The organism is Caulobacter sp. DWR3-1-2, from assembly GCF_049896225.1.
Classification (GTDB): domain Bacteria; phylum Pseudomonadota; class Alphaproteobacteria; order Caulobacterales; family Caulobacteraceae; genus Caulobacter.
Window position 1 is genome coordinate 440,031 of record NZ_JAFCTW010000001.1, and the last position, 22,639, is coordinate 462,669.

23 protein-coding genes and 1 tRNA gene are annotated in these 22,639 nt (G+C 67.4%); 15 read left to right on the forward strand and 9 right to left on the reverse strand.

Annotation, left to right across the window (positions count from 1 at the left end):
- Position 1: 1 nt before the first annotated feature.
- Positions 2 to 628: a dTMP kinase gene (gene tmk, locus ACP696_RS02060; RefSeq protein WP_426011458.1), complete on the reverse strand. Its 627-nt coding sequence runs from the start codon at positions 626 to 628 to the stop codon at positions 2 to 4.
- 42 nt (positions 629 to 670) lie between these two features.
- Positions 671 to 1,681: a septal ring lytic transglycosylase RlpA family protein gene (locus tag ACP696_RS02065; protein ID WP_426011457.1), complete on the reverse strand. Its 1,011-nt coding sequence runs from the start codon at positions 1,679 to 1,681 to the stop codon at positions 671 to 673.
- 136 nt (positions 1,682 to 1,817) lie between these two features.
- On the opposite strand from ACP696_RS02065, the gene ACP696_RS02070 reads away from it, so the two are divergent.
- The 4 genes from ACP696_RS02070 (at position 1,818) to ACP696_RS02085 (ending at position 3,805) form a co-directional block, all read left to right on the forward strand.
- Positions 1,818 to 1,907 (forward strand) — tRNA-Ser (locus ACP696_RS02070).
- A gap of 20 nt (positions 1,908 to 1,927) precedes the next feature.
- Positions 1,928 to 2,845 carry a class I SAM-dependent methyltransferase gene (locus ACP696_RS02075; RefSeq protein WP_426011456.1) on the forward strand — a complete coding sequence of 306 codons (918 nt, stop codon included), beginning with the start codon at positions 1,928 to 1,930 and terminating at the stop codon, positions 2,843 to 2,845.
- Complete coding sequence (locus tag ACP696_RS02080; RefSeq protein ID WP_426011455.1) at positions 2,842 to 3,579, forward strand: pseudouridine synthase; 738 nt, start codon at positions 2,842 to 2,844, stop codon at positions 3,577 to 3,579. Before ACP696_RS02075 ends, ACP696_RS02080 begins: the two co-directional genes overlap by 4 nt.
- Positions 3,572 to 3,805: a sulfurtransferase TusA family protein gene (locus ACP696_RS02085; RefSeq protein ID WP_426011454.1), complete on the forward strand. Its 234-nt coding sequence runs from the start codon at positions 3,572 to 3,574 to the stop codon at positions 3,803 to 3,805. Before ACP696_RS02080 ends, ACP696_RS02085 begins: the two co-directional genes overlap by 8 nt.
- Here the strand turns inward: ACP696_RS02085 and ACP696_RS02090 are convergent.
- Entirely contained in the window at positions 3,777 to 4,727 is a 951-nt protein-coding gene (locus tag ACP696_RS02090; protein ID WP_426011453.1) for a YihY/virulence factor BrkB family protein, read from the reverse strand. The two genes, ACP696_RS02085 and ACP696_RS02090, sit on opposite strands and share 29 nt — an antisense overlap.
- A 232-nt stretch (positions 4,728 to 4,959) precedes the next feature.
- Entirely contained in the window at positions 4,960 to 6,087 is a 1,128-nt protein-coding gene (locus ACP696_RS02095) for a CaiB/BaiF CoA transferase family protein (protein WP_426011452.1), read from the reverse strand.
- A 208-nt stretch (positions 6,088 to 6,295) separates the two neighbouring features.
- Here ACP696_RS02095 and ACP696_RS02100 point away from each other — a divergent pair, with 208 nt between their 5' ends.
- The 4 genes from ACP696_RS02100 (at position 6,296) to ACP696_RS02115 (ending at position 10,093) form a co-directional block, all read left to right on the forward strand.
- Entirely contained in the window at positions 6,296 to 7,621 is a 1,326-nt protein-coding gene (locus tag ACP696_RS02100; RefSeq protein ID WP_426011451.1) for a diguanylate cyclase domain-containing protein, read from the forward strand.
- A 66-nt stretch (positions 7,622 to 7,687) separates the two neighbouring features.
- Positions 7,688 to 8,332 (forward strand): DsbA family oxidoreductase, encoded by a 645-nt coding sequence (locus ACP696_RS02105; RefSeq protein ID WP_426011450.1) that lies wholly within the window; start codon positions 7,688 to 7,690, stop codon positions 8,330 to 8,332.
- 81 nt (positions 8,333 to 8,413) lie between these two features.
- On the forward strand, positions 8,414 to 8,917 hold the full coding sequence (locus ACP696_RS02110; protein WP_426011449.1) for a hypothetical protein: 504 nt from the start codon (positions 8,414 to 8,416) through the stop codon (positions 8,915 to 8,917).
- Positions 8,918 to 9,745: 828 nt separating this feature from the next.
- A complete protein-coding gene (locus ACP696_RS02115) occupies positions 9,746 to 10,093 on the forward strand; it encodes a hypothetical protein (RefSeq protein WP_426011448.1) in 348 nt (115 codons plus the stop codon).
- A 99-nt stretch (positions 10,094 to 10,192) separates the two neighbouring features.
- Here the strand turns inward: ACP696_RS02115 and ACP696_RS02120 are convergent, their stop codons facing one another.
- Together ACP696_RS02120 and thiS are read right to left on the reverse strand one after the other, a co-directional pair.
- A complete protein-coding gene (locus ACP696_RS02120; RefSeq protein ID WP_426011447.1) occupies positions 10,193 to 11,005 on the reverse strand; it encodes a thiazole synthase in 813 nt (270 codons plus the stop codon).
- Between the two features lie 57 nt (positions 11,006 to 11,062).
- Positions 11,063 to 11,263, reverse strand: coding sequence for a sulfur carrier protein ThiS (gene thiS / locus ACP696_RS02125; RefSeq protein WP_426011446.1), 201 nt, complete (start codon positions 11,261 to 11,263; stop codon positions 11,063 to 11,065).
- A gap of 80 nt (positions 11,264 to 11,343) precedes the next feature.
- Between thiS and ACP696_RS02130 the strand changes: the two genes are divergently transcribed.
- Genes ACP696_RS02130 through aat form a run of 4 tightly spaced genes read left to right on the forward strand, consistent with a single transcriptional unit; the run spans position 11,344 to position 14,345 of the window.
- The gene (locus ACP696_RS02130; RefSeq protein ID WP_426011445.1) at positions 11,344 to 11,787 is read left to right on the forward strand and encodes a type II 3-dehydroquinate dehydratase; all 444 of its coding nucleotides are present in this window, start codon (positions 11,344 to 11,346) and stop codon (positions 11,785 to 11,787) included.
- Between the two features lie 43 nt (positions 11,788 to 11,830).
- Positions 11,831 to 12,328, forward strand: coding sequence for an acetyl-CoA carboxylase biotin carboxyl carrier protein (accB, locus tag ACP696_RS02135; RefSeq protein ID WP_426011444.1), 498 nt, complete (start codon positions 11,831 to 11,833; stop codon positions 12,326 to 12,328).
- 5 nt (positions 12,329 to 12,333) lie between these two features.
- Positions 12,334 to 13,677, forward strand: a complete 1,344-nt coding sequence (accC, locus tag ACP696_RS02140) for an acetyl-CoA carboxylase biotin carboxylase subunit (RefSeq protein WP_426011443.1) — start codon at positions 12,334 to 12,336, stop codon at positions 13,675 to 13,677.
- A 14-nt stretch (positions 13,678 to 13,691) separates the two neighbouring features.
- The gene (aat, locus tag ACP696_RS02145; RefSeq protein WP_426011442.1) at positions 13,692 to 14,345 is read left to right on the forward strand and encodes a leucyl/phenylalanyl-tRNA--protein transferase; all 654 of its coding nucleotides are present in this window, start codon (positions 13,692 to 13,694) and stop codon (positions 14,343 to 14,345) included.
- Here the strand turns inward: aat and ACP696_RS02150 are convergent.
- Together ACP696_RS02150 and ACP696_RS02155 are read right to left on the reverse strand one after the other, a co-directional pair.
- Positions 14,282 to 14,953, reverse strand: a complete 672-nt coding sequence (locus ACP696_RS02150) for a DUF2155 domain-containing protein (protein ID WP_426011441.1) — start codon at positions 14,951 to 14,953, stop codon at positions 14,282 to 14,284. The genes aat and ACP696_RS02150 overlap by 64 nt on opposite strands.
- A 1-nt stretch (position 14,954) precedes the next feature.
- Complete coding sequence (locus ACP696_RS02155; RefSeq protein WP_426011440.1) at positions 14,955 to 15,350, reverse strand: NADH:ubiquinone oxidoreductase subunit NDUFA12; 396 nt, start codon at positions 15,348 to 15,350, stop codon at positions 14,955 to 14,957.
- Positions 15,351 to 15,569: 219 nt separating this feature from the next.
- On the opposite strand from ACP696_RS02155, the gene ACP696_RS02160 reads away from it, so the two are divergent.
- The 3 genes from ACP696_RS02160 (at position 15,570) to ACP696_RS02170 (ending at position 19,937) form a co-directional block, all read left to right on the forward strand.
- Positions 15,570 to 18,317 (forward strand): ribonucleotide reductase, encoded by a 2,748-nt coding sequence (locus ACP696_RS02160; RefSeq protein WP_426011439.1) that lies wholly within the window; start codon positions 15,570 to 15,572, stop codon positions 18,315 to 18,317.
- A 100-nt stretch (positions 18,318 to 18,417) separates the two neighbouring features.
- Positions 18,418 to 18,909, forward strand: a complete 492-nt coding sequence (locus tag ACP696_RS02165; RefSeq protein ID WP_426011438.1) for a pentapeptide repeat-containing protein — start codon at positions 18,418 to 18,420, stop codon at positions 18,907 to 18,909.
- A gap of 98 nt (positions 18,910 to 19,007) precedes the next feature.
- Positions 19,008 to 19,937, forward strand: coding sequence for a pentapeptide repeat-containing protein (locus ACP696_RS02170; RefSeq protein WP_426011437.1), 930 nt, complete (start codon positions 19,008 to 19,010; stop codon positions 19,935 to 19,937).
- A 66-nt stretch (positions 19,938 to 20,003) separates the two neighbouring features.
- On the opposite strand, the gene aspS is transcribed toward ACP696_RS02170, so the two are convergent.
- The gene (aspS, locus tag ACP696_RS02175; RefSeq protein ID WP_426011436.1) at positions 20,004 to 21,809 is read right to left on the reverse strand and encodes an aspartate--tRNA ligase; all 1,806 of its coding nucleotides are present in this window, start codon (positions 21,807 to 21,809) and stop codon (positions 20,004 to 20,006) included.
- Positions 21,810 to 22,639: the final 830 nt, after the last annotated feature.

Genomic DNA, 22,639 nt, shown 5'->3' on the forward strand with positions numbered 1-22,639 from the left:
TTCAGAGACCCAATCGCGTGGAAACGGCGTTCCAGACATCGGTCCACACCGCGTCGATATCGCCGGCCGCCTCGATGACCACGCAGCGCTCCGGTTCGCGCCGGGCGATCTCGAGGAAGGCCGCGCCCAGGCGTTCATGGAATTCAATGCCCTTGGACTCGAACCTCGCCTCGCCGCCTCGCGCCATGGCGCGCTCCAGCCCCGCCTGGGCGGGCAGGTCGAAGATCAGGGTCAGGTCGGGAAGCGTGCCGCCCAGGACATGGTCCTCCAGCGCCTTGATCAGCGAGAGCGGCGCGTCGCCCCCCGCGCCTTGATAGGCCTGGGTGCTGTCGGCGAAGCGATCGCACAGCACGATCGCTCCGCGTTGCAAAGCGGGGCGTATCACCCGTTCCAGATGATCACGACGCGAAGCGTACATCAGCAGGGTCTCGGTGATCGGCGACCAGCGATCGACCTCGCCGTTCAGGATCAGGTCGCGAATCTGCTCGGCCCCGGGGCTGCCGCCCGGCTCACGGGTCAGCACCACGTCGGCGCCGTCCGCCTTCAGGCGCTCGGCCAGACGACGGATCTGGGTGGACTTTCCAGCCCCCTCGCCGCCTTCGAAACTGATGAAAACACCGTTGGTCACCGGCTTCAATTCGGCCGGATCGCGCCTCTTGTCCAGACCCCTTTAAGGTCGAAGAACCGTCGCGTCTGAAAAGCCCAAGGCGGCGACCCGATCGCGCATGCCGAAGGCCTCGCCCTCGTCGGATCCGGCCGTGACAACCACGCGGTACAGGACGCCTTGGCTGCGCTCTACGGGCTCGATCGAGGCCCGCCCCGCTCCGCTCAGCTGCGCGGCGGCGCGCTCGGCGTTGTCGAGATTGGCGAAGGAGCCGGCCTGGATGCGATAGCTCGTCGCGATCGTCGCGATCGGCGCGGATGGCGCGGGCGACGCGGATGGCGCAGGGGGCGCGTCGACCATGGGAAGAGACGCGGCATAGTCCCGATCGGGGGCCTTCGGCGGGGGCGTCGCGCCGTAGGCTGGCTGAGCTGGTGGCAGACCGCCAGCATAGACCCGGGCCTTGGTGGGCGGCGCGTAACGCGATTCAGACTGTGGCGGCGCGGCGGCGATGATTCGACGCTCATCGAAAGGCGTCTTGCCCGCTGGCCCTATGTACCGAACCCGGACGTGAGCGACGCCGGCTCGGCCATAACCCAACTGTTCGGCGGCGGCTTTGGACAGGTCGATGATCCTGCCGTCGACGAACGGCCCGCGGTCATTAACCCGCAGCTTCATCTTGCGGCCATTGTCCAGATTGGTGACCTCGACGACGCTCGGTAGCGGCAGCGTCTTGTGCGCCGCCGACGGCATGTCCATGTCGAAAATCTCGCCATTGGCGGTGCGGCGATTATGAAACTGCTCACCGTACCAGGAACCGATCCCCTGCTCGTCATAGCGCGGATCGGCCTTGGGATAGTACCAGACGCCCTTGATCTGATACGGCTTTTCGGTGCCACGCAAACCGGTGGTCGAACCGGGCGCCGGTGGACCGGAATAGGGTCTCGCCGACGGAGCCTGGTGGATCGCCAGACGCGGTTGCGGTGTGGCGCAGGCCACCAGCCCGGCCGAGCCCAGGGCGGCCACGGCCAGTCCGCGCAGCACGCGCGTTCCGCCTCGACTTTCGCGCAGCAGGTCCAACAAACCGCTCCAACCATACAATCTCAGGTGACAAGATCGTGCAGGAGGTTTGAGGTCTGGTTAATCCAGGGTGCGACCAAACAGACTGGAAATCGACTAGAGCCGGCGCGCGACCGCTGATATAGGCCCATGCTCCGGGCAGGTGGCCGAGTGGTTTAAGGCAGCGGTCTTGAAAACCGCCGTGGGTGAAAGTCCACCGTGGGTTCGAATCCCACCCTGCCCGCCACATCTCCCGAGATCCGTTTCATGTCCGATATTCCTCGCGTCGCCGTCTATGGCTCTCCACTTCTTGATCTAGTCGACGTGCCCGGCGGTGCGGTTCAGGTCTCGCCCCTGGTGACGGACTCGACCGACCTGGCCGACCTGGCCGAAGGCGCGCTGGACGAGATCGTTATCCAGGCCCCTCCCGGCGTGGCCGAGCGGCGCTATGTTCTGGCCCAGGCCCTGCGCGTGCTGAAGGTCGAGGGGCGCTTGACCGCCCTGGCCCCGAAGGATCGTGGTGGCCTGCGGATGAACAAGGAACTGGCGGCGTTCGGGTGCTCGATCGGCGAAAGCGCCAAGCGCCACCAGCGCATCTGCGTGACCCTGAAGCCCACGAGCCTGACAGGGATCGACGCCGCGATCGCCGAGGGCGCGCCGCGTCGTCTGGACGGCGACGGCCTCTGGACCCAGCCGGGCGTGTTCAGCTGGGATCGGCTGGACCCCGGCTCGGCCCTGCTGCTGAAGTCCCTGCCGCCGATGAGCGGCGTCGGCGTCGATCTGGGCTGCGGCGTCGGCGTGCTGGCGCACGCCATCCTGACCTCGCCCAAGGTCACCAAGCTGAGCCTGGTCGACCTTGACCGCCGGGCAGTCGAGGCCACCAAGCGCAATGTCGCCGACCTGCGGGTCGAAGTGCTTTGGGCCGACGCCCGCCGCGGCGCGGAACTGTTGACCGGCCTGGACTTCGTGGTCACCAACCCGCCCTTCCACGACGCAGTCGGCGAGGACAAGGGCCTGGGCCAAGCCTTCATCACCGCGTCGGCGGCCATGTTGCGCAAGGGCGGCGTGCTGTGGATCGTCGCCAATCGCCACCTGCCCTATGAGGCGGTGTTGAACGAGCACTTCAAGACCGTTCGCCCGGTGGCCGACGCCGGCGGCTTCAAGGTCTACGAGGCCCGCAAGTGACAAAAGCCTTGATGGCGCGCCTGGATCGTCTGCTGGCCAATCTTGGCTACGGCAGCCGGCGCGACGTCCAGGCCCTGGTCTCGGGCGGCAAGGTCACGCTCGACGGCGTTCCGATCAAGGACGCCGGTCAAAAGATCGCCGTCACTGCTGATCTGCCAAGCCAAATGAAGATTCGCGGCGTCCCGGTCGATCCCCCCGCGCCGCTGATCTTGCTGATGCACAAGCCATTGGGCCTGGTCTGTTCGCACCGCGAGGACGGCGAGCGGATCTATGACCTGCTGCCCAAGCGCTGGCAGATTCGCGACCCGGCCCTGTCGAGCGTCGGGCGGCTGGACAAGGATACCTCCGGCCTGCTGCTGATCACCGATGACGGCGACTTCCTGCATCGGGTGATTTCACCTAAGCGCCACGTGCCCAAGGTCTATCACGCCACCCTGGATCGGCCCCTGACCGGAACCGAGGTCGCGGCCTTCGCCAGCGGAACCCTGATGCTGGAAGGCGAAGAAAAACCGTTGCTCGCGGCCGAGCTTGAAGTGCTGGGCGAGCGCGGGGCGCGGCTGACGATCACCGAGGGCCGCTATCACCAGGTGCGCCGGATGTTCGCCGCCGTCGGCAATCACGTGACGGGTTTGCATCGCGAGCGAATCGGCGGTCTTTCCCTGCCGACTGACCTGGCGCCAGGCGGGTATCGCATCCTGTCCCAGGCCCAGGCTGAGGCGGTGTTCGATGGCTGAGGCCCGCCTGGTCGACGCCCGGGGCCACCGCTGTCCGGTGCCGACCCTACGCCTGCGCCGCGCTTTGGAAGAGGCCGCGCCTGGAGCTCAGGTGCGCCTGATCTCCGACGATCCGCTGGCGCGCATCGACGTGCCCCACTTCGCCGCCAGCGCCGGGGCCACAGTCGTTGAGGTTGTCGACGCGCCGAACGGGGCGATCAGCTTTCTGGTGGCGAAGGCGCTTTAAGCAGCACGGCCTTGGGGCCTTCGAGCAAGGCCCTTGGCCGTTCTTCCAGGGCGATCTCCATCTCGGTGGCCAGGGCCCCGCCAAAGAACACCGCATTGACGCTCCAGGACAGCCAGATCAGGAAAATGATCACCGCCGAGATTGAGCCGTAGGTCGCGCCCAGATGGGCCACCTGCTCGACATAGAATGCGCTGGCCCAGGACATGAAGACGCAAAGCACCGCCGCCGCCGCGCCCCCGGCGATCGACGCGCGCCATCCGACAGGGACGCGCGACATGGCGTAGCGATAGACCAGGGTCATGCCGACCATCAGGCCCAGGCTGGCCCAGGTCCATTCGCTCTGGATCCAGGAGGCGCCTTCCAGCGGCCGAAGGTCCAGGGTGCTGGACAGCAGGCGGAAGGTCAGGAAGACGCCCGACATCACGAACAGCAGAGCGAACGCGCAGACCAGCACGACGAGGGCCATGAAGTTGAAGCCCAGGAAGCCGCGTTGGTTCTCCTCGTCGTGGATAAAGGACAGGCCGGCCAGCAAGGCCTTGAAGCCCCGGTGGGCGGCATACAGGCCGATGACCAGCACCACGGCGCTCTGGGCCGAGATCGCCTGCTCCGGCGCATGGGCCAGCCGACCCAGTTCGCTCTGAAAGATCGGTCGCGCGCCGGACGGCATCAGATAGGACAGTTTGTCGGCCTGGGCGGCGGCCTGTTCGGGAGTCAACAGCAAGGTGTAGAGGCCGATCAGGATCGCCAGGCCGGGGAACACCGCCAGCAGGACGAAGAACGAAACCCCGCCGACATAGAGCATGACATCGCGGCCCCACAGCCGCTGCAGGGCCAATCCCATGACGCGCAGGATTTCTCGCACCCAGTGGATCGGATCGAGGTCGAGATCCCGAAAGCGAAGGCGGTCTGCGGGTGGCTTCATTCGGCGGAAACTGCCCGCGTCATCCCGCTGAAGCAAGTCAAGCCTGAGATACCGGAGTTCTGGAGCACAAAGCCCCGCCGCTTCAGGGAAAGCGACGGGGCTCCGCAGGACGAACCTGAACCGATCGCCGCATCGAGGGACGGGTGGCGCGACGGCCGGTTGCAGGTGTGTTCTAGGGCTCGGCGGCTGAATGGCGGCTGAACGGGAATGGCGCCTGACTGTCAGGTCTCGCCTAGAGCGCCCCCTGCTCCCGCAGCGCCCCGATCGCCTCGGCGGAGAAGCCCCAGTCGCTTAGCGCCTGGTCGTTGTCGGCGCCGATCTTGGGCGGCGGACCCTGGATGACGCCGGGTGTGGCCGAAAAACGCGGGGCCGGCGCGGGCTGGATGACGCCGGCCACCTCGACGAAGGTCTGGCGGGCGGCGTTGTGGGCGTGGGAGGGAGCCTCGTCCATGGTCAATACCGGAGCGAAGCAAACGTCGGTTCCGTCCATCAGGGCGCACCAGTCGTCGCGGGTCTTGGTGGCGATGACGGCGGCCAGCTTGTCGTGAAGCTCTGGCCACTCCTCGCGGCTCATCTGGTGCTGGAACTGAGGGTCGGTAATGCCGGTCTTTTCAAGCAGCAGCAGATAGAACTGCGGTTCGATCGAGCCGATCGAGATCCATTTGCCGTCACTGCATTGATAGGTGTCGTAGAAGTGCGCTCCGCCATCGAGCAGGTTGGACCGCCGCCCTTCGCCCCACATCCCGCCGGCCTTGAAACCGTAGAACATGGCCATCAGCGAGGCCGCGCCGTCGCTCATCGCGCAGTCGATCACCTGGCCCTGACCCGTCGAGCGGGCATGGATCACCCCGGCCAACAGGCCAAACGCCAGGTAGAGCGCCCCGCCGCCGAAATCGCCGACCAGGTTCAGGGGCGGCACCGGCTTGTCCGTCGTGCCGATCGCCGCCAGGGCGCCGGTGATGGCGATATAGTTCATGTCGTGGCCGGCGGCCTTGGCGTAGGGCCCGGTCTGGCCCCAACCGGTCATCCGGCCATAGACGAGCTTTGAATTGCGAGCCAAGGCGACGTCAGGCCCCAGGCCCAGCCGCTCCATCACGCCGGGCCGGAAGCCCTCGATGATCCCGTCGGCGCTTTCCATCAGCTTCAGGCAGGTCTCGACCGCGGCCGGCGACTTCAGGTCCAGGGCCACGGAGCGGCGTCCCCGGGCCGTGACGTCGGCGGGCGAACTGCGCCCCGAGCCCTTGCGGTCGATGCGCACCACGTCGGCGCCGAGGTCCGACAGCAGCATCCCGCAGAACGGTCCCGGACCGATCCCTGCGAATTCTAGCACCTTCAAGCCAGATAGCGGTCCTTGGGCCATGTCTTCCTCCTGCCGAATCTCGCGGCTTCCTCTGGCATTTGAACGATCCTGACCCTTCGTCATGCAAGTCCCGTTTTGATCCCCATCTCGCTTGGCCCCTGCGGCGATGCGTACCTATGAGCGCCGTCCGCCTCTGCTATGTTGCGGCGTCGAATCTCGACGGCGCTGCGTCGTCGAGCGATACCGGTATCCGGGGCGGAGGCTTGAGTTGACGGTGAACGCCCGAATTCTGATCGTTGCGCGTGACGATTCCCGGGCTGGGCCGCTGTCGGAAGGGCTCGACAAGCTCGGCTGGCGGACCATCACCGCCCGTGGCCCCTATGCCGCCCTCGCCGCGCTCGGCGACCTGAACATCGAAGCCGTGATCGTCGATCTCGAGAGCGCCGGCCCTGACGCCCATTCGCTGTCGCGTCGCCTGAAGGCCGCCGTGGCCCCGCGTCGCCTGCCGGTCATCGCCATCGGCGAGCCCGGGACCGACGCCCACCACCAGGCCTTCGACCTGACCCTGTCGCCGCCGCTGCACCCGGCCCAGGCCGTGCTGCGCCTGGAATCCCTGGTCCGCACCGCCATCGCCGAGGAGGAGTTCGAGCTTCGCCTGGCCACCTTCGGCGACCGCGGCCGCCGCCTGGACCTGCCGGAACCCCATGCCGAGCCCTTCCGGATCCTGGCGATCGGCGAGCCCGCGCCGCAGTTCCTGGCCCTGTCCAACGCCCTGACCCGTAGTGGGGCCGACGTGGTCGGCGCTTTCACGGCCTACACCGCCTTCGACTATCTTCACGAGCGGGCCTTCGACGCCGTCGTGCTGTGGGCCGGAGACAACCAGCAGGAAGCCCTGTCGATCGCGGCCGGCATGCGGCGCAACACCCGGCTGTTCCACATCCCGGCCCTGCTCTATTTGAAGGCCGAGAGCTATGTGACCACCTCGGAGGCCTTCCATCGCGGCGTGTCCGACGTCGCTTCTCCCGAGACCCCCGAAATCGAGACCGCCCGGCGCGTCATCGAGTTGGCCCGCAACTATCGGCGTGGCGAGTCGATCCGAGGCGCGCTGGAAAAGGCCCGTAGCTCGGGCCTGATGGACGCGGCCACGGGTCTGTTCACCCGCGACCTGTTCGCCGCCCACCTGGTGCGGCTGGCCGGGGCGGCGCGCGAACGGGTCCGACCGCTGTCGATCTGCGTGCTGCGGGTCGCCGACAAGCCCGACACCGTCTGGGCCCGCAAGAACGGCTGGCTGGACCGCGCCATCCCGCAGATCGGCTCGATGGTTGGGCGGTTGGTCCGCGTGGAGGACACCGCCGCCCGCCTGGCGCCGGAGGTCTTCGCCCTGGCCCTGCCCGCCACCAACCAGGCGGCGGGACGCGCGGCGGCCGAACGGATCGCTGCGGTGATCGGCTGCACCGCCTTCGACGCCGGCGACGATCGCGCGCCGTTCGTCTGCGAGTTCGACATCGGCGTGGCCCAGATCGAGAGCGGCGAAAGCGCCGTCCACGCCTTGGAACGCGCCGCCGCTAGAGCCCTGCAACGCGACAGCGCCTGAAGGCTTGCCCAAGACCGGCCGCAGTCTTACGTGGCCTGCGACGCCAGTTATTCGAAAGGCCGCGCCATGGGCCAGCCCCTGCTGATCGACCTTGTCGCCGACGTTGTCTGCCCCTGGTGCTATCTGGGCTGGCGACGGGTAAAGTCGGCCGTGGCCCTGCGGCCCGACGTCGAGCCACTGATCGTCTGGCGCCCCTACCAGTTGGACCCGACGCTTCCGGAACAAGGCGTTGATCGTAAGGACTATATGGCCGGCAAGTTCAAGGATCCGGTCAAGCTGAAGGCCGTGCACGCCGCCCTGACGGAGGCGGGAGCCGAGGAAGGCATCGTCTTCAATTTCGCCGACATCGCCCTGTCGCCCAACACCAGCGCCGCCCATCGGTTGATCCGTTGGGCGCACGGGGCGGGCAAGCAGGACGACGTGGTCGAGGGCCTGTTCGCCGCCTATTTTACCGACGGTCGCGACATCGGCGATCCCCAGGTTCTGGCGGATATCGGCGAGGCCGCTGGCATGGATCCGGTGGTGATCCTGCAATTGCTGGCCCAGGGCGCCGACAAGGACACCGTGGCTCGCGAACACGCCATGGCCGTGCAAGGTGGGATCACCGGTGTGCCGTTCGCGATCTTCGGTGGTCGCCTCGCGGTCGTCGGCGCCGAAAGTCGCGAAAACATCGCCCAGGCCATCGACAGGGCGCTTGAAGCGGCGGCCTGACGCGGACAGGTGTGAGCCAGGGGAGCTGCGGCGTTCGCGGCCGGTATATCGGGGCGTCTCATCAACCAGTCCAACACCCAGATGGTGGTGACCATCGCCGTCGTGGCCGTCGTCTTCGCGCTGCGCTTTCGAAGCATGAACCGCGAGCGCCGGCTGAAGCTGGAATGGATGTGGGTGCTGCCCGCCGTCATGCTGGTCGGCATGGCCGCCACCCTCACCCAGTTTCCGCCACAAGGTCTCGACTGGCTGTGGCTGGCGGGGATCTTCTTGGTCGGGGCGGCGATCGGCTGGTGGCGCGGCAAGCTGATTCCGATCGCCATCGATCCCGAGACCCATTTGCTCAACACCAAGCCCTCGCCCGCCGCCATCCTGTTCCTGCTGGGCCTGTTCGTCGTGCGCTTCGGGTTGCGGGCCGTGCTGCAGGGCGAGGCCTCGGCCTGGCATGTCAATCTGGTGTTGCTCAATGACGGCTTCATCGTGCTGGGCGTGGGCCTGTTCGCGGTGTCGCGGGTTGAGATGGCGCTGCGGGCGTGGGGACTGCTCAAACAGGCCCGGGCGGCCAAGGCGGCGCGGGCGGGGGCCTGAAACTTCTCCCCCCGTGGGGGATGTGGTCGCGGAGCGACCGGTGGGGGAGGTTTAGGGTCTTCGATCGCAGGTCTGGCCGGCATCCAATCACGCCCCCCACCGTCGGCTGCGCCGACACCTCCCCCACGGGGGGAGGACTTCACGCGGATCGCCGCGGAAGAGCTTGGGGAGGGTGCGAAGCGCCCGGGCTCCGCCCGGAGGTTTTGCAGATTTGATACCGTTTCGACGAAGACGAGCGCTTCGCGCGGCCTTCAGACGAGAGCCATCGGCGCGCGGGGTCTTAACCCGCTTCCGAAGTGGGCCCTCGGCGGGCGGAGGGTTGGCTGACCCTCCGGACCGTACAGGCGATTTCAGCCCGTACCTGTTGGCAACGGCCGCCGACCCGGGCGCCGAAGTTTTGTCGCCGCGGGGGCGAACCTGCTCCGAACCGACCTTGGGGCGTCTCCCGAAGAAGACACGGCGGCCAAGCCTTCCCGCTCGACCACGCCTCACCGCCCGTCAGGTCGCCGGCCGACGTCCCTCCCCGTGCGATGGGGTGAGCAGAGTATGCGGGCGCCAGAAGGGGGTGGGTGTCAAAAAGATCGAGAAAGTTTAGAGCGTTGATTTTGATGGATTCTGTTTCGTACCCGCCCGCGTCGACACGCTTTTCCGTTAGGAGAAGGCGGCATTCGCCAAGCTTGACCCTTTTCTGCTCACCGGGAACACTCTGCTAGGCGATCCTTGCCGCCAGTGTCGCCCCTCGACGCTAAGCCCCTGAAAAGCCTGGCCCCGTCCACGCGCACGGCGCTTGCAGCGCGCGCCCCGCCTGAGTTCAAGGCGGGAGTTCCCATGCTCATTTCCGGTCCCAGCATTCTGGCCTCGCTGGCCAGCGCCACCTTGGCGAAGATCAACAAGGTCACAGTGGCCAAGCCGGCCGACGCGACCTCGGCCCTCGGCATGGCCGCCGCGCCCGCGAAGACCGCCAAGGACGACTTCCTCGACTACGCCAGGCTGACACCCGCCCAGAAGATGCGCACGGCCATGCTGGGCAAGATGGGCCTCACCGAGGAACAGCTGAAGGCGATGGACCCCAAGGCTCGCCAGAAGATTGAGGATCAGTTGAAGGCCCAGATCAAGGCGCAGATTGAGAACGACCCCGAGATGAAGCAGGGCTCGTTCCTCGACGTGAAGGCATAGAGCATTTCCCGACCTGACTGCGTCAGGCCGTGAGCTCTAACCTTTGTTTTGACGCATTTTTCTTCACGCGAACCGGAACCACTTCGCTCGAAAAATGCTCTAGATCAGCCCCGCCAGCGGCGAGCTGGGATCGGCATAGAGCCGCTTCTGCATCCGGCCGGCCAGATAGGCCTCGCGACCGGCGATCACCGCGTGCTTCATGGCCCGCGCCATGCGGATCGGATCCTTGGCCTCGGCGATGGCGGTGTTCATCAGGATGGCGTCGCAGCCCAGCTCCATGCCGATGGCCGCATCCGACGCCGTGCCGACCCCGGCGTCGACCAACACCGGCACCCCAGCGTTCTCGATGATGATCCGCAGGTTGACCCGGTTCTGAATGCCCAGACCCGAGCCGATCGGCGCGCCCAGAGGCATGATCGCGACCGCGCCCGCCTCTTCCAGCTTGCGGCAATAAACGGGGTCGTCCGAGCAATAGACCATCACCTGGAAGCCCTCGGAGACCAGCAGCTTCAGCGAGCGCAGGGTCTCTTCCATGTCCGGATACAAGGTCTTGGGGTCGGACAGCACCTCCAGCTTGACCAGGTCCCAGCCGCCGGCCTCGCGGGCTAGGCGCAGGGTGCGCACGGCGTCCTCGCCGGTAAAGCAGCCCGCTGTATTCGGCAGGAACGTGAATTCGGTCGGCTTGACGTAGTCGACCAGCAGCGGCTGGGTGGGGTCGGTCAAGTTCACCCGGCGCACGGCCACCGTCACGATCTCGGCGCCCGCAGCCTTGGCCGCGGCGGCGTTGGTGGCGTAGTCCTTGTACTTGCCGGTGCCGACGATCAGCCGCGAGGTGAAGGTGCGGCCGGCGACGGTCCAGGTATCGGCGTCAGCGACGGCGGCGGCGGATTCGGGGGGGACGTGCGCGTTCATGGGGTGGGTTTACGCCTGTGGGGCTCGGGTTTCAAACGCGCAGGACGCCCCTGCCGTCTACCCACCCCCTATGAACGTCACGATCTCGATCCGGTCGCCGTCCGTCAGCGCCGTGGCGGCATAGGTCGAGCGCGGGGCGATCTCGAGATTACGCTCGACAGCCACCTTGCGGGCGTCCAGGCCCAGGACCGACACCAGATCCGCGAGCGTCGAGACGCCCTCGAACGCCCGGTCCTCACCATTCAACAGCAGCCGCATATCACCTCCGAAGCGAGCCCTGCTTGTGACCTGGCGGAACCGGCTATACAAGACCTCCCGGAATCGACGGCGGGAGCCGAATGCTAAAACCGATCCATGTGCTGAGCGGACCCAACCTCAACCTGTTGGGAACGCGTGAGCCCGAGATCTACGGCAAGGACACGCTCGACGATGTCCGTGCGCGCTGCGAGGCGCGGGCGGCCGCTCGGGGCCTTTCCGTTGTCTTCAGGCAAAGCAATCACGAAGGCGTGCTGATCGATTGGGTGCATGAGGCCCGATTGGACGCCTGCGCGCTGGTGATCAATCCGGCCGGATACGGCCACACATCGATCGCCTTGCTTGATGCTTTGAAGGCCTTGAACATCCCGATCATCGAGTGCCACCTGTCTAACCCGGCGGCGCGGGAAGACTTCCGCCGCCACACCTATGTTTCGCTCGCGGCGACCGGAATAGTCTCCGGCTTCGGCGCGGCGAGTTATGAACTGGCGATCGAGGCCGCCACCGGCCTGGTCGGCGCCAACTAGCCGGCCACCCCGGCTCCTGAAAAAGACAGCAAGGTAAGCTTCCATGTCCATTCCCAAGGCCCCCGCCGATCCGGTCGAGACCCCGTCGATCGACGTCCGCCTGGTCCGCAAGCTGGCCGACATCCTGAAGGACACGGGCCTGTCGGAGATCGAGGTCGAGCACGCCGGCCTGAAGATCCGGGTCGCCCGCGAGCTGACCCTGGCCGCCCAGCCCGCCACCTATGTTCCCCCGCCCGTCGCCCAGGCCTCTGCGCCCGCTCCAGCCGCTGCGACGCCGGCGGCTGAGGCGCCCGCCGCCCGCGCCGCCGGCGACATCGTCAAGTCGCCGATGGTCGGCACCGTCTACATGTCGTCCCAGCCCGGCGCCGACGCCTTCATCAAGGTGGGCGACACCGTGACCGCCGGTCAGACCCTGCTGATCGTCGAGGCGATGAAGACCATGAACCCGATCGCCGCCACCAAGGCTGGCAAGGTCGTCGAAATCCTGGTGGCAGACGCCCAGCCCGTCGAGTTCGGCGAGCCCCTCGTCATCGTCGAGTAATCGGCATGTTTGACAAGATCCTCATCGCCAACCGAGGCGAGATCGCGCTTCGGGTTCACCGCGCCTGCAAGGAAATGGGCATCGCCACCGTGGCGGTCCATTCCGAGGCCGACGCCAATTCCATGTGGGTGCGGCTGGCCGACGAAAGCGTCTGTATCGGCCCGGCCTCGGCCGCCAAGAGCTATCTGAACATCCCGTCGATCATCGCGGCCGCCGAAATCACTGGCGCCCAGGCGATCCATCCGGGCTACGGCTTCCTGTCGGAAAACGCCCGCTTCGCCGAGATCGTCGGCGCGCACGGCTACACCTTCATCGGACCCAAGCCCGAGCACATCCGGATGATGGGCGACAAGATCACCGCCAAGCAGGCCGTCAAGGACGCGGGCATTCCTGTCGTTCCCGGCTCGGACGGCGGCGTCACGACCGAAGAAGAGGCCTATGCGGCGGCCGAGCTGATCGGCTTCCCCGTGCTGATCAAGGCCGCTTCCGGCGGCGGCGGTCGCGGCATGAAGGTCGCCGAGACCCGCGAGGACCTCGCCGAGGCGGTCTCAACCGCCCGCGCCGAGGCCCGCGCCGCGTTCGGCGACGACACGGTCTATATGGAGCGCTACCTCCAGAAGCCGCGCCACATCGAGATTCAGGTCATCGCCGACAGCCACGGCAATGTGGTGCATCTGGGCGAACGCGACTGCTCGCTGCAGCGCCGTCACCAGAAGGTGCTGGAAGAAGCCCCCTCGCCCGCCCTCCCGGCCGCCGGTCGCGAGAAGATCGGCAAGGTCGTGGTCGATGCGATCAAGGCCATTGGCTATCTGGGCGTCGGCACCATCGAGTTCCTGTGGGAGAACGACGAGTTCTTCTTCATCGAGATGAACACCCGCCTGCAGGTCGAGCATCCGGTGACCGAGGCCATCACCGGCATCGACCTGGTGCGCGAGCAGATCCGCATCGCCGCCGGCCTGCCGCTCTCGTTTACCCAGGCCGACGTGGTGTTCGAAGGCCACGCCATCGAGTGCCGTATCAATGCTGAGAACGCCCGCACCTTCACGCCGTCGCCGGGCACCATCACTGACTTCCACGCCCCCGGCGGCCTGGGCGTGCGGCTGGATTCGGCGATCTACACCGGCTATACGATCCCGCCCTATTACGACAGCCTGATCGGCAAGCTGATCGTTCATGGCCGCGACCGCCAGGAGTGCATCGCGCGCCTGAAGCGCTGCCTGGGCGAGATGGTGGTTGGCGGCATCGAGACCACGATCCCGCTGTTCCAGGACCTGCTGGTGCAACCCGACATCCTGGCCGGCGATTACGACATCCACTGGCTGGAGCGTTGGATCAAGGCGCAGGGTTAGGCTGCGAGATCGGGATGGACGACGCCTTTACAGTCGATGATCTCATCGCCTGCTACGAGCGCGGCGTCTTTCCGATGGCCGACGCGCGTCAGGACGAGAGCATCTTCCTGATCGATCCCGAGCGCCGGGGCGTGCTACCGCTGGGCGGCGTGCATGTGCCGCGGCGGCTGGCGCGCACGGTCCGCGCCGATCCCTTCGAGGTCCGCATCGACAGCGCCTTTGACGCCGTGGTGGAGGCCTGCGCGGCCTCGGGGCCGGGCCGCATCGAGACCTGGATCAACAACCCCATCCAGCGGCTCTACAGCCAGCTTTTCGCGCGGGGCCTGGCCCACAGCGTCGAGTGTTGGGACGACGACGAGATGGTCGGCGGCCTCTATGGCGTGGCTCATGGAGGCTGTTTTTTCGGCGAGAGCATGTTCTCGACCCGCCGGGACGCCAGCAAGGTGGCGCTGGTGCACCTGGTCGGTCGCCTGATCGTCGGCGACTACCGCCTGCTCGACACCCAGTTCATCACCGACCATCTGGAACAGTTTGGCACGACCGAGATCACCCGGGCCGACTATCGCCGGCGGCTGGGCCGGGCCTGGAACATTCAGTCGGACTTCTACCGGCTGGCGGCGGGCGCCGCCGGGGTCGAGGTCTTGCAGGCGATCAGCCAGGCGTCATAGACGGGGTGCTGCAGCGGGTTGAGGCCCGGCGCATTGGCGTACATCCAGCCCTTGTAGATCTGCCGCCCCGCCGGCGCCACTCGACCTGGCAGCGCCTTGGGTTGGGTGTCGACCGTAAGATAGGCCACCGAGTCCGGGGCGTCCTCGTCGGGCGTGGTGGTCTCGCAGGCGCGGACCGTGAACACCAGAGTCTTGTAGCGGACCGGCTGGCCGACAGGCGCCTCGAACTTCATGGTCTCGGTGGTGACCTTGTCCAGCGCCTGGATGATGGCGACGGACGAGCGGGCGCGCTTGACCGGCTCTACAGGTTTTGCGGACGCGGGCGGAGGTTTGGCGACTGGCGTCGGAGCCTTGGTCGGGGCCGGCGCGGGTACGGCGGGGGTGGCGACGGTCGTTCCCACCGCCGTTGGTGTTTGTGGCGCGGCCTGGGGGGCCGGCGTCGGCACGGGGCGCGAGGCCGGCGGCACGACGATCGGCGCCGGGGCGGCGGGAGCGGGCTGAGCGACTGGGGCCTGCGGGGCGTTCTGCAACGCCCTGGCTCCGCCAGCCGCCAGCGAAACCGCCACGGCCATCGCCGCGACGCCCGTCCATGTCCGCAGCGTGGTCATCCTATTCCGGCGACCAGGGCTTGTAGTCACTGGTGGCGGCCGAGCGCTCGCCGCCCCGGGCCAGCGAGCCCTTGGGACGCCAGGCGTAGATCGTGCCAGTCAGGTTGGGATGGTGATCCTTTTCCCAGGCGCGACGCATCAGCGGCGCCGTGGTCGGCGGCTCGTCGAACGTATAGTGCAGCCAGCCGCTCCATTCGGGCGGCACCTTGGAGGCCTCGGCATAGCCGTCATAGATCACCCAGCGGCGCTTGCGGGCGTCATAGCTGTCGCTGTTGTCACGCGCCTCGAAATAGCGGTTGCCGTAGTCGTCCTGGCCAATGAACACGCCACGACGGCTAATGTGGAAGCGCTGACCGATGGTCGCGCCGTTCCACCACGTGAAGATCGCTTTCAGCACCGCTTCAGCACCCAATTCCAGACTGGCTCGCACCACGCGGGAAGCATGGCGAAGCGGCCGGACTATAGGTCGGCGGCCCGCCAGCGTCCAGCATCGGGCGCAACGCTGCGACATCAACATCTTGTGGATCAAGGGGGTGCGACGCCCCACATCTATTGAAGGCGCCTGTGGAGCGAACTAGGATGATCCATTCTTGGCGCTCAGGTCGCGGAATCGTTCATGCGCATTCAGTCCCGACATCCCGGCCCCGACCCCAGGATGGAGCCGCGCGACCTGGAACGCAGCGACTGCGTCATCGAGGTGCTCGCGCCCGGGGACTGGACCGACGCCCGGGTCGAGGCCTGGCTGGATTGGATGGACGGACCGGTCGACCTCGGCCTGCCATTGGGCGGCGGCCCCGCTCGCTACGCTGATCGCCTGACCCGGACTGGCCTCGACGAGGGTCTGTTTGGCGATGCGGCCGACGCCCAGGCCTTCCGCGAGGCCTTGCTGGCCACCATGCTGACTGGGGTCGCCACGCCAGCCGGCGATCGGATGGCCTCGCAACATGTGGCCGACATCAGCGAGATCGAGTTCAAGCGCTTCGCCGAGGGTCATCTGGCCAAGGTCCGGTCGACGAAACTAGCCGCCAGGGCCGCCGCGCGGCTGGACACGGCCCTGGCTCAGGTCGGCGACGCCGTAGCGCGCTGCCACGGCGACGCCAAGGCCTGCGGCGATCCCCTCAAGAACACCGCCTTGGGCCGCGCCGCTCGCGGGGCTCGTGAATTGGGCGCCGACGACCGCATGATCCTCGACGCGATCGCCTTGGCCGGAGCTTCGTCCACCGTCCTGATCGATCCCGAGACCCCGCCCCCCGCCCCGCTGGTCGCCTCGGCCTCGCGCCAGGCCGTCGCGGCGGTCGACGAGGCGGCCAGCTTCGCGGCCCAGGTCGGCTGGGAGACCAGCGCCCTGGTCCTGGCCATGTCGCCGGAAGACGCGGAAAGCCTGGCCCGGGGCGCCGCCCTCCGGGCCGCCATAGATGTCACCGCCTTCCAACACGACGGAGCTTTCGACTTCGAAGGCTTCAACCAGGTGGTCGGTCTGTGGGTCACGGCCTTGGAGCTCGAACGCGGCGAACGTCCGGCTGAACTGGGGCTCGCGGGGGTCGGCGATTGGCTGCTGGCCCAGGGCCTGTCCGTGGCGACCGACACGGGCCGCGACGCCGCCTCCGCCCTGTGGGCCCTGGCCGTCGGCGCGGCGCTGAGCGCGAGCGCCGAGGCGGCCGCGCTGCTGGGGGTCGATCCGATCTTCGCCCAGGAGCGCCAGACCCTGTTGCGCAGCCTGGCCGAGCGCCGCGTGCGCGCCGCCGCCCTGCGCTCGCCGCTGGCCGCCGAAGCCGCCGCCGCCCTGGCCGTGGCCCATGGCCTGGCCCGCAAGCACGGCCTGCGCTCGGCCCGCTTGATCAGCGCCTTCAGCGACCCCGAAGCCGCCCTGCGCCTTGGCGGCAAGCCCCTGGGCCATGCCGCCGCCGCGGCCTCGATCGCCACCGCCCAGACCGATGACGGCTTTCAGATCCCGACCTTCAGCGCCGCCGCCCATGCCTGCCTGACCGGCGCGGGGGCCGATTTCGACGCCGCCCGGCGCCACGCCATGGGCCACGGGACCCTGACCGAGGCGCCGGCCATCGACCATATGACGCTGCAGGCCCGAGGCTTCACCGCCCACGAGATCGAGTTGGCCGAGGACGCCCTGCGCCACGCCGACGGCCTGCGCGCCGCCTTCGCCCCCGCAGTGATCGGCGCGGGCTTCCTCGGCGACGTGCTTGGCGCGCCCGCCAGCGCGCTCGCTGATCCGAATTTCGACACCTTGGCCTTCGCGGGCTTTTCGCCCGTCGAGATCGACGCCGCAGAGCGCCACGCCCTCGGCGCCCGCCGCCTGGCCGATTGCGAGGGCCTGGACCGCGACATCCGCGCCTTGTTCGCCGCCATTGAGACGCCCGTCCTGGCCGACCGCCTGGCGATGACCGCCGCCGTGGAGACCTTCACCTGTCTGGCCGCCCCGGCCCCGTTGGACCTGCCGTTCGACGCTCGCCCCGCCGACGCCGCGCGCCTGCAGGCCGCGGCCGCCCGGGCTGGAGTCCGCGCCCTGCGTCTGAACCGCCTTGCGCCGCCCATCGGCTTCGCGCTGGCCCTGCCCGAGGCCGAGGTCGAGGCGGCCAAGCCGACGCGTCCCCTGGAAACCGCCCCCGAATCCAAGCCTGTGGTCAAGGAACGCATCGTCGAGCGCGTGGTGGAACGGATCGTGCAGCGCGGCGGCCCCGCCCGCCGCAAGCTGCCCGACCGTCGCAAGGGCTATATCCAGAAGGCGGCCGTCGGCGGCCACAAGGTCTATCTGCATACCGGCGAATACGAGGATGGCGAGGTCGGCGAGATCTTCATCGACATGCACAAGGAAGGCGCCGCCTTCCGCAGTTTGATGAACAATTTCGCCATCGCCATCTCGATCGGCCTGCAATACGGCGTGCCGCTGGACGAATATGTCGACGCCTATGTGTTCACGAAATTCGAGCCCGCCGGACCGGTCACCGGCAATGACTCCATCCGTTCGGCGACCTCGATCCTCGACTATATCTTCCGCGAGTTGGGGGTTTCCTATCTGAACCGGGACGACCTCGCCAATGCCGACCCTGGCGAGTTCAACGCCGACGGCCTGGGCCGTGGCGAGGGCGTCGCCGAGAGCGAGGCCGAGCCCTTGCCCGCCAGCAAATTCATCTCCAAGGGCTTCTCGCGCGGCGCGGCGCCCGACAACCTGGTGTTCCTGCCATTCGGCGGCCGCCGGACCGACGAAGCGCCGGCGTCGGGAGCCTCCGGCGAGGTTTGCCCCGCCTGCGGCGACCTGGCGCTGAGCCGCAAGGGCGGGCTGGTGGTCTGTGACAGCTGTGGAACCCAGGCCAACGGCCGGAGCGGCAGCGACGGCATTATCAACTAACGCCTTCAAAGGTGGCGCCCCGTCGGAACCCGCGTTTGCTTGGCCTTAAGCTTACAGGGCCATGCTTAATCGACTTTCCCGCCGAAAGACGCGTGCCTGCATGAAAACGATCGCCTCGCTCCTCGCCGTCACCGCCCTGGCTTTCGCGGTCCCGGCTGCGGCCCAGAACGCCAGCCAGATCGCCAAGGTCCGGGCCGGCGCCAACTGCCCGCATTGCAACCTGTTCCAGGCCGACCTGAGCAACACGGTGCTCAAGAGCAAAAACCTGGCCGGCGCACGGCTGCGGCAGGCCGATCTAAGCCTGGCCGAGATGAACCGCACCAATTTCGCCGGCGGCGACCTGCGCGACGTCAATTTCTACGGCGGCGTCTTTGGCGGAGCCAGCTTCGCCGGCTCCAACCTGACCAACGCCAGCTTCGTCGGGGCCTATCTGGAAGGAGCCAATTTCAGGAGCGCCACCCTGGCTGGGGTCAACTTCTCGGGCGCCGAGATGGACCGCGCCGCAGGCCTCACCCAGCTCCAACTGAACCGCGCCTGCGGCGACGATTCGACCCGCCTTCCGCGAGGCCTGTCGCTGCCCACCTGCCGTTAAACTTCCGTCATTACCGCGATTTAAGTGGCGCTGGGCGCCTCGCGGCCCCAAATCGTAACTCACACGGTCGCTTATTCTTGACCGAGTTGGAGGTCTCGATGTCCCGATTGGGGATCACTATCGCCGCCCTGACCCTGGCCCTGTCCGTCTTTGGCGCCCAAGCCCATGCCGGGGTCGAGGACAAGGACGTTCCGCGGATGATCTCGCTCGGCGGGACCTGCGTGAACTGCGAACTGGCGGGACGCAAGCTGACCGGCGCGCGCTTTACCGGCGCCAACTACGCCAAGGCCAATCTGATGGGCGCCGACCTGCGCGGCGCCAGCTTCTTCGGATCCAACTTCGTCGCCGCCGACCTGTCGCGGGCCGACCTGCGCGGCGCCGAGATGCGCGGCGCCAACTTCGTCCACGCCATCTTCACCGACGCCAAGATGTCCGGCATCGAAAGCAGCGGCGCCAATTTCCAGGCCGCCGACCTGGGCCGCGTCGACCTGTCGTCGTCCGAGCTGCAAGGGGCCAATTTCGTCGGGGCCAATCTGGAGCGCGCCAACCTGTCGAGCAGCGAGCTGAACGGGGCCAATCTGCAGGGCGTCAACGCCCGCAGCGCGAACTTCACCTCGGCCGAGCTGAACGCCAGCAATCTGATGGGTGGCAATTTCGAGCGGGCGGTGTTTCGAAATGCCGAGTTCAACGGCTCGGGCCTGCGCGGCGCGATCTTCAACGGAGCCGACTTCCGCGGCGCCGACCTGTCGGGCGCCAATCTCGGCGGGGCTGATCTGTCGGGCGCCAAGGGCCTGGACCAGGACCAGCTCGACGAAACCTGCGGTGACCAAGGCACCCGCCTGCCGGCCGGGCTGAGCGTTCGAAACTGTTCCGGCGACCACCGCAACATCCGGGTCAGCCAGGACTTCCAGCGCGCCCAGGCCGAGGCCCATCGCGCCGTGGTCGCGGCCGCCGCCGCGCTGAGCAAGCCGCCCAAGCCGCCCCGGGCCCCTAGTCCGCCGAAGCCGCCAAAAGAGCTGAAATACTAGGCTCAACCTGGCCTGAAAATCAGGAAGCCCTCCGATCCCGATGGAGCGGAGGGCTTTTTTATTCCGCTACACCTTGATCGGCGGGGCCGAGCGGATGTGCAGTTCCTTGTATTGCCGCTCGGCGGCCTCGGCAGGGGCGTTCATCAGCAGGTCCTGGCCCTGCTGGTTCAGCGGGAAGGCGATGACTTCGCGGATAGCTTGCTGCTCAGCCAGCAGCATGACGATCCGGTCGATGCCGGGGGCCAAGCCTCCATGGGGCGGGGCGCCATAGCGGAAGGCGTTGAGCATGCCGCCGAACTGCTCCTCGACCACCTCGGCGCCATAGCCGGCCACCTCGAAGGCCTTGAGCATGATCTCCGGCTTGTGGTTCCGGATCGCGCCCGAGCACAGCTCGTAGCCGTTGCAGACGATGTCGTACTGGTAGGCCAGGATCGACAACGGGTCCTGGCTCTCCAGGGCCGCCATCTCGCCCTGCGGCATCGAGAACGGGTTGTGCGAGAAATCGACCTTCTTCTCGTCCTCGTTCCATTCGAACATCGGGAAGTCGACGATCCAGCAGAAGCGGAACTGGTCCTCGTCGACCAGCTTCAGCTCGGTCGCGACCCGGGTGCGGGCGCTGCCGGCGAACTTGGCGAAGACGGCGGGATCGCCGGCCACGAAGAAGGCGGCGTCGCCAGTCTTCAGGCCCAGCTGCGCGGCGATGGCCGCGGCCTTCTCCCCGCCGATGTTCTTGGCGATGGGCCCCGCCGCGCCCTCTTCATTGCCGTGCTCGTCAGCGGCCCGCCAGAAGATGTAGCCCAGGCCCGCCGCGCCCTCGCCCTGCGCCCAGGAATTCATCCGGTCGCAGAAGGCGCGGTTGCCGCCCGTCGGGGCCGGGATGGCCCAGATGGCGTTCTTGGGATCGGCGCTAAGGATCTTGGCGAACAGCCCAAAGCCGCCGCCCCGGAAGTGTTCCGAGACGTCCTGCATCTCGATGGGGTTGCGCAGATCCGGCTTGTCGCTGCCGTATTTCTGCATCGACTCCCGATAGGGGATGCGCTGGAACGGATAGGTCGAAACCCGCTTGCCGTTGGCGAACTCTTCAAAAACCCCGTGCATCACCGGCTCGATGGCCGCGAACACGTCCTCTTGCGTCACGAAGCTCATCTCGACGTCGAGCTGGTAGAATTCCAAGCTGCGGTCGGCCCGCAGGTCCTCGTCGCGGAAGCACGGGGCGATCTGGAAATAGCGGTCGAAGCCGCTGACCATCAGCAGCTGCTTGAACTGCTGCGGGGCCTGGGGCAGCGCGTAGAACTTGCCCGGATGCAGGCGCGACGGCACCAGGAAGTCGCGGGCCCCTTCCGGCGACGACGCGGTCAGGATCGGGGTCTGGAACTCGTTGAAGCCCTGGCCGAACATCCGCGAGCGGATCGACTGGATGACCTTGCTGCGCAGCACGATGTTCCTGTGCAGGGTCTCGCGGCGCAAATCGAGATACCGGTGCTTGAGGCGGATTTCCTCGGGGTAATCGGGCTCGCCGAACACCGGCAGCGGCAGCTCGGCGGCTTCGCTCAGCACCTCGACGGCGGTGACGCGGATCTCGACCTCGCCGGTCGGCAGGCCCGGATTCACGGCGGCGGCGTCGCGGGCCACGACCTCGCCGTCGATCTTGATGACGCTCTCGGCCCGCAGGCGCTCGACGATGGCGAAGCCCGGGGTTTCGGGGTGCAGCACCAGCTGGGTCAGGCCGTAATGGTCGCGCAGGTCGATGAAGACCAGGCCGCCGTGGTCGCGCTTGCGGTGGATCCAGCCCGACAGGCGCACACCGGCGCCGGTGTCGCTGGCGCGCAGGGCGCCGCAGGTGTGGGAGCGGTAGGCGTGCATCGTCGTCATGGAAAAGGGTCTTCGAAGGGGCGATTTGCGAGGCGCGGAAAGGGACATGGGGGGGCGGCGATGTCAAGGATTCTGGGCTGGGTCGGAAGTCCTCCCCCCGTGGGGGAGGCGGTCGCGCAGCGACCGGTGGGGGGAGGTTTGCGGCTGATGATCGGGTCTGGCCATCGTCCGACTACTCCTCCCACCGTCGGCTTCGCCGACATCTCCGCCACGGGGGGAGGACTTCACGCGGACGGCCGCTGAAGAGGTGGAAAGGGTCGCGGAGCGCCGGACACCGTCCGGAGTGTTGTCTAGTGTGTACCGTTTCGACGAAGCCGATCGCTCCGCGCCATCGTTATCCGTCCGCGTCCGGTAGGCGGCCCTGTTAAGGCCTAGCCGGATGACCGGTTCGCCGTTTCCGACGAGCTCCGGCGCCGGGGGACGCGGATCCAGAAGACACGCACGCCGATTCCCCAGCTGACGCCGACGGCGGGCGGGGCCTGCAACGCCAGGCTCCCCGGACACACGTGAGTAACCCCCTCACGCCCAGTCCCGCTCGATCGCCCCCCGCCGCCGCATCGGTCGCTGGCCATGCGCCCTTTCCGGTGCGGCGAGGTGGGATCAGGATAAGGGCGCCGGGAGTCACGGAGGATAAGTCTTTTTCGAGCGTTGAATTCGCTGGAGAAACACGCCGGGAGACGCGCGGCGCATTTTCTTTGACCCTCTCCCAGAGGGCTAGCAGGTTCACACATCTCGATTGAGCGAGTGGACGAGCTCTGATTCATTGGGTTCATCTGACGGGAGATGGCGATGGATCTGCTGCTGGGGCGGTTTGGCGACCGCCGCCTGGA

Coding starts and splice junctions, on each gene's coding strand:
- ACP696_RS02075 (WP_426011456.1), top strand. CDS start 1,928: ATGTCCGATATTCCTCGCGTCGCCGTCTATGGCTCTCCACTTCTTGAT.
- ACP696_RS02085 (WP_426011454.1), top strand. CDS start 3,572: ATGGCTGAGGCCCGCCTGGTCGACGCCCGGGGCCACCGCTGTCCGGTG.
- ACP696_RS02090 (WP_426011453.1), bottom strand. CDS start 4,727: ATGAAGCCACCCGCAGACCGCCTTCGCTTTCGGGATCTCGACCTCGAT.
- ACP696_RS02095 (WP_426011452.1), bottom strand. CDS start 6,087: ATGGCCCAAGGACCGCTATCTGGCTTGAAGGTGCTAGAATTCGCAGGG.
- ACP696_RS02105 (WP_426011450.1), top strand. CDS start 7,688: ATGGGCCAGCCCCTGCTGATCGACCTTGTCGCCGACGTTGTCTGCCCC.
- ACP696_RS02110 (WP_426011449.1), top strand. CDS start 8,414: ATGGTGGTGACCATCGCCGTCGTGGCCGTCGTCTTCGCGCTGCGCTTT.
- ACP696_RS02115 (WP_426011448.1), top strand. CDS start 9,746: ATGCTCATTTCCGGTCCCAGCATTCTGGCCTCGCTGGCCAGCGCCACC.
- ACP696_RS02120 (WP_426011447.1), bottom strand. CDS start 11,005: ATGAACGCGCACGTCCCCCCCGAATCCGCCGCCGCCGTCGCTGACGCC.
- thiS (WP_426011446.1), bottom strand. CDS start 11,263: ATGCGGCTGCTGTTGAATGGTGAGGACCGGGCGTTCGAGGGCGTCTCG.
- ACP696_RS02130 (WP_426011445.1), top strand. CDS start 11,344: ATGCTAAAACCGATCCATGTGCTGAGCGGACCCAACCTCAACCTGTTG.
- accB (WP_426011444.1), top strand. CDS start 11,831: ATGTCCATTCCCAAGGCCCCCGCCGATCCGGTCGAGACCCCGTCGATC.
- accC (WP_426011443.1), top strand. CDS start 12,334: ATGTTTGACAAGATCCTCATCGCCAACCGAGGCGAGATCGCGCTTCGG.
- aat (WP_426011442.1), top strand. CDS start 13,692: ATGGACGACGCCTTTACAGTCGATGATCTCATCGCCTGCTACGAGCGC.
- ACP696_RS02150 (WP_426011441.1), bottom strand. CDS start 14,953: ATGACCACGCTGCGGACATGGACGGGCGTCGCGGCGATGGCCGTGGCG.
- ACP696_RS02160 (WP_426011439.1), top strand. CDS start 15,570: ATGCGCATTCAGTCCCGACATCCCGGCCCCGACCCCAGGATGGAGCCG.
- ACP696_RS02165 (WP_426011438.1), top strand. CDS start 18,418: ATGAAAACGATCGCCTCGCTCCTCGCCGTCACCGCCCTGGCTTTCGCG.
- ACP696_RS02170 (WP_426011437.1), top strand. CDS start 19,008: ATGTCCCGATTGGGGATCACTATCGCCGCCCTGACCCTGGCCCTGTCC.
- aspS (WP_426011436.1), bottom strand. CDS start 21,809: ATGACGACGATGCACGCCTACCGCTCCCACACCTGCGGCGCCCTGCGC.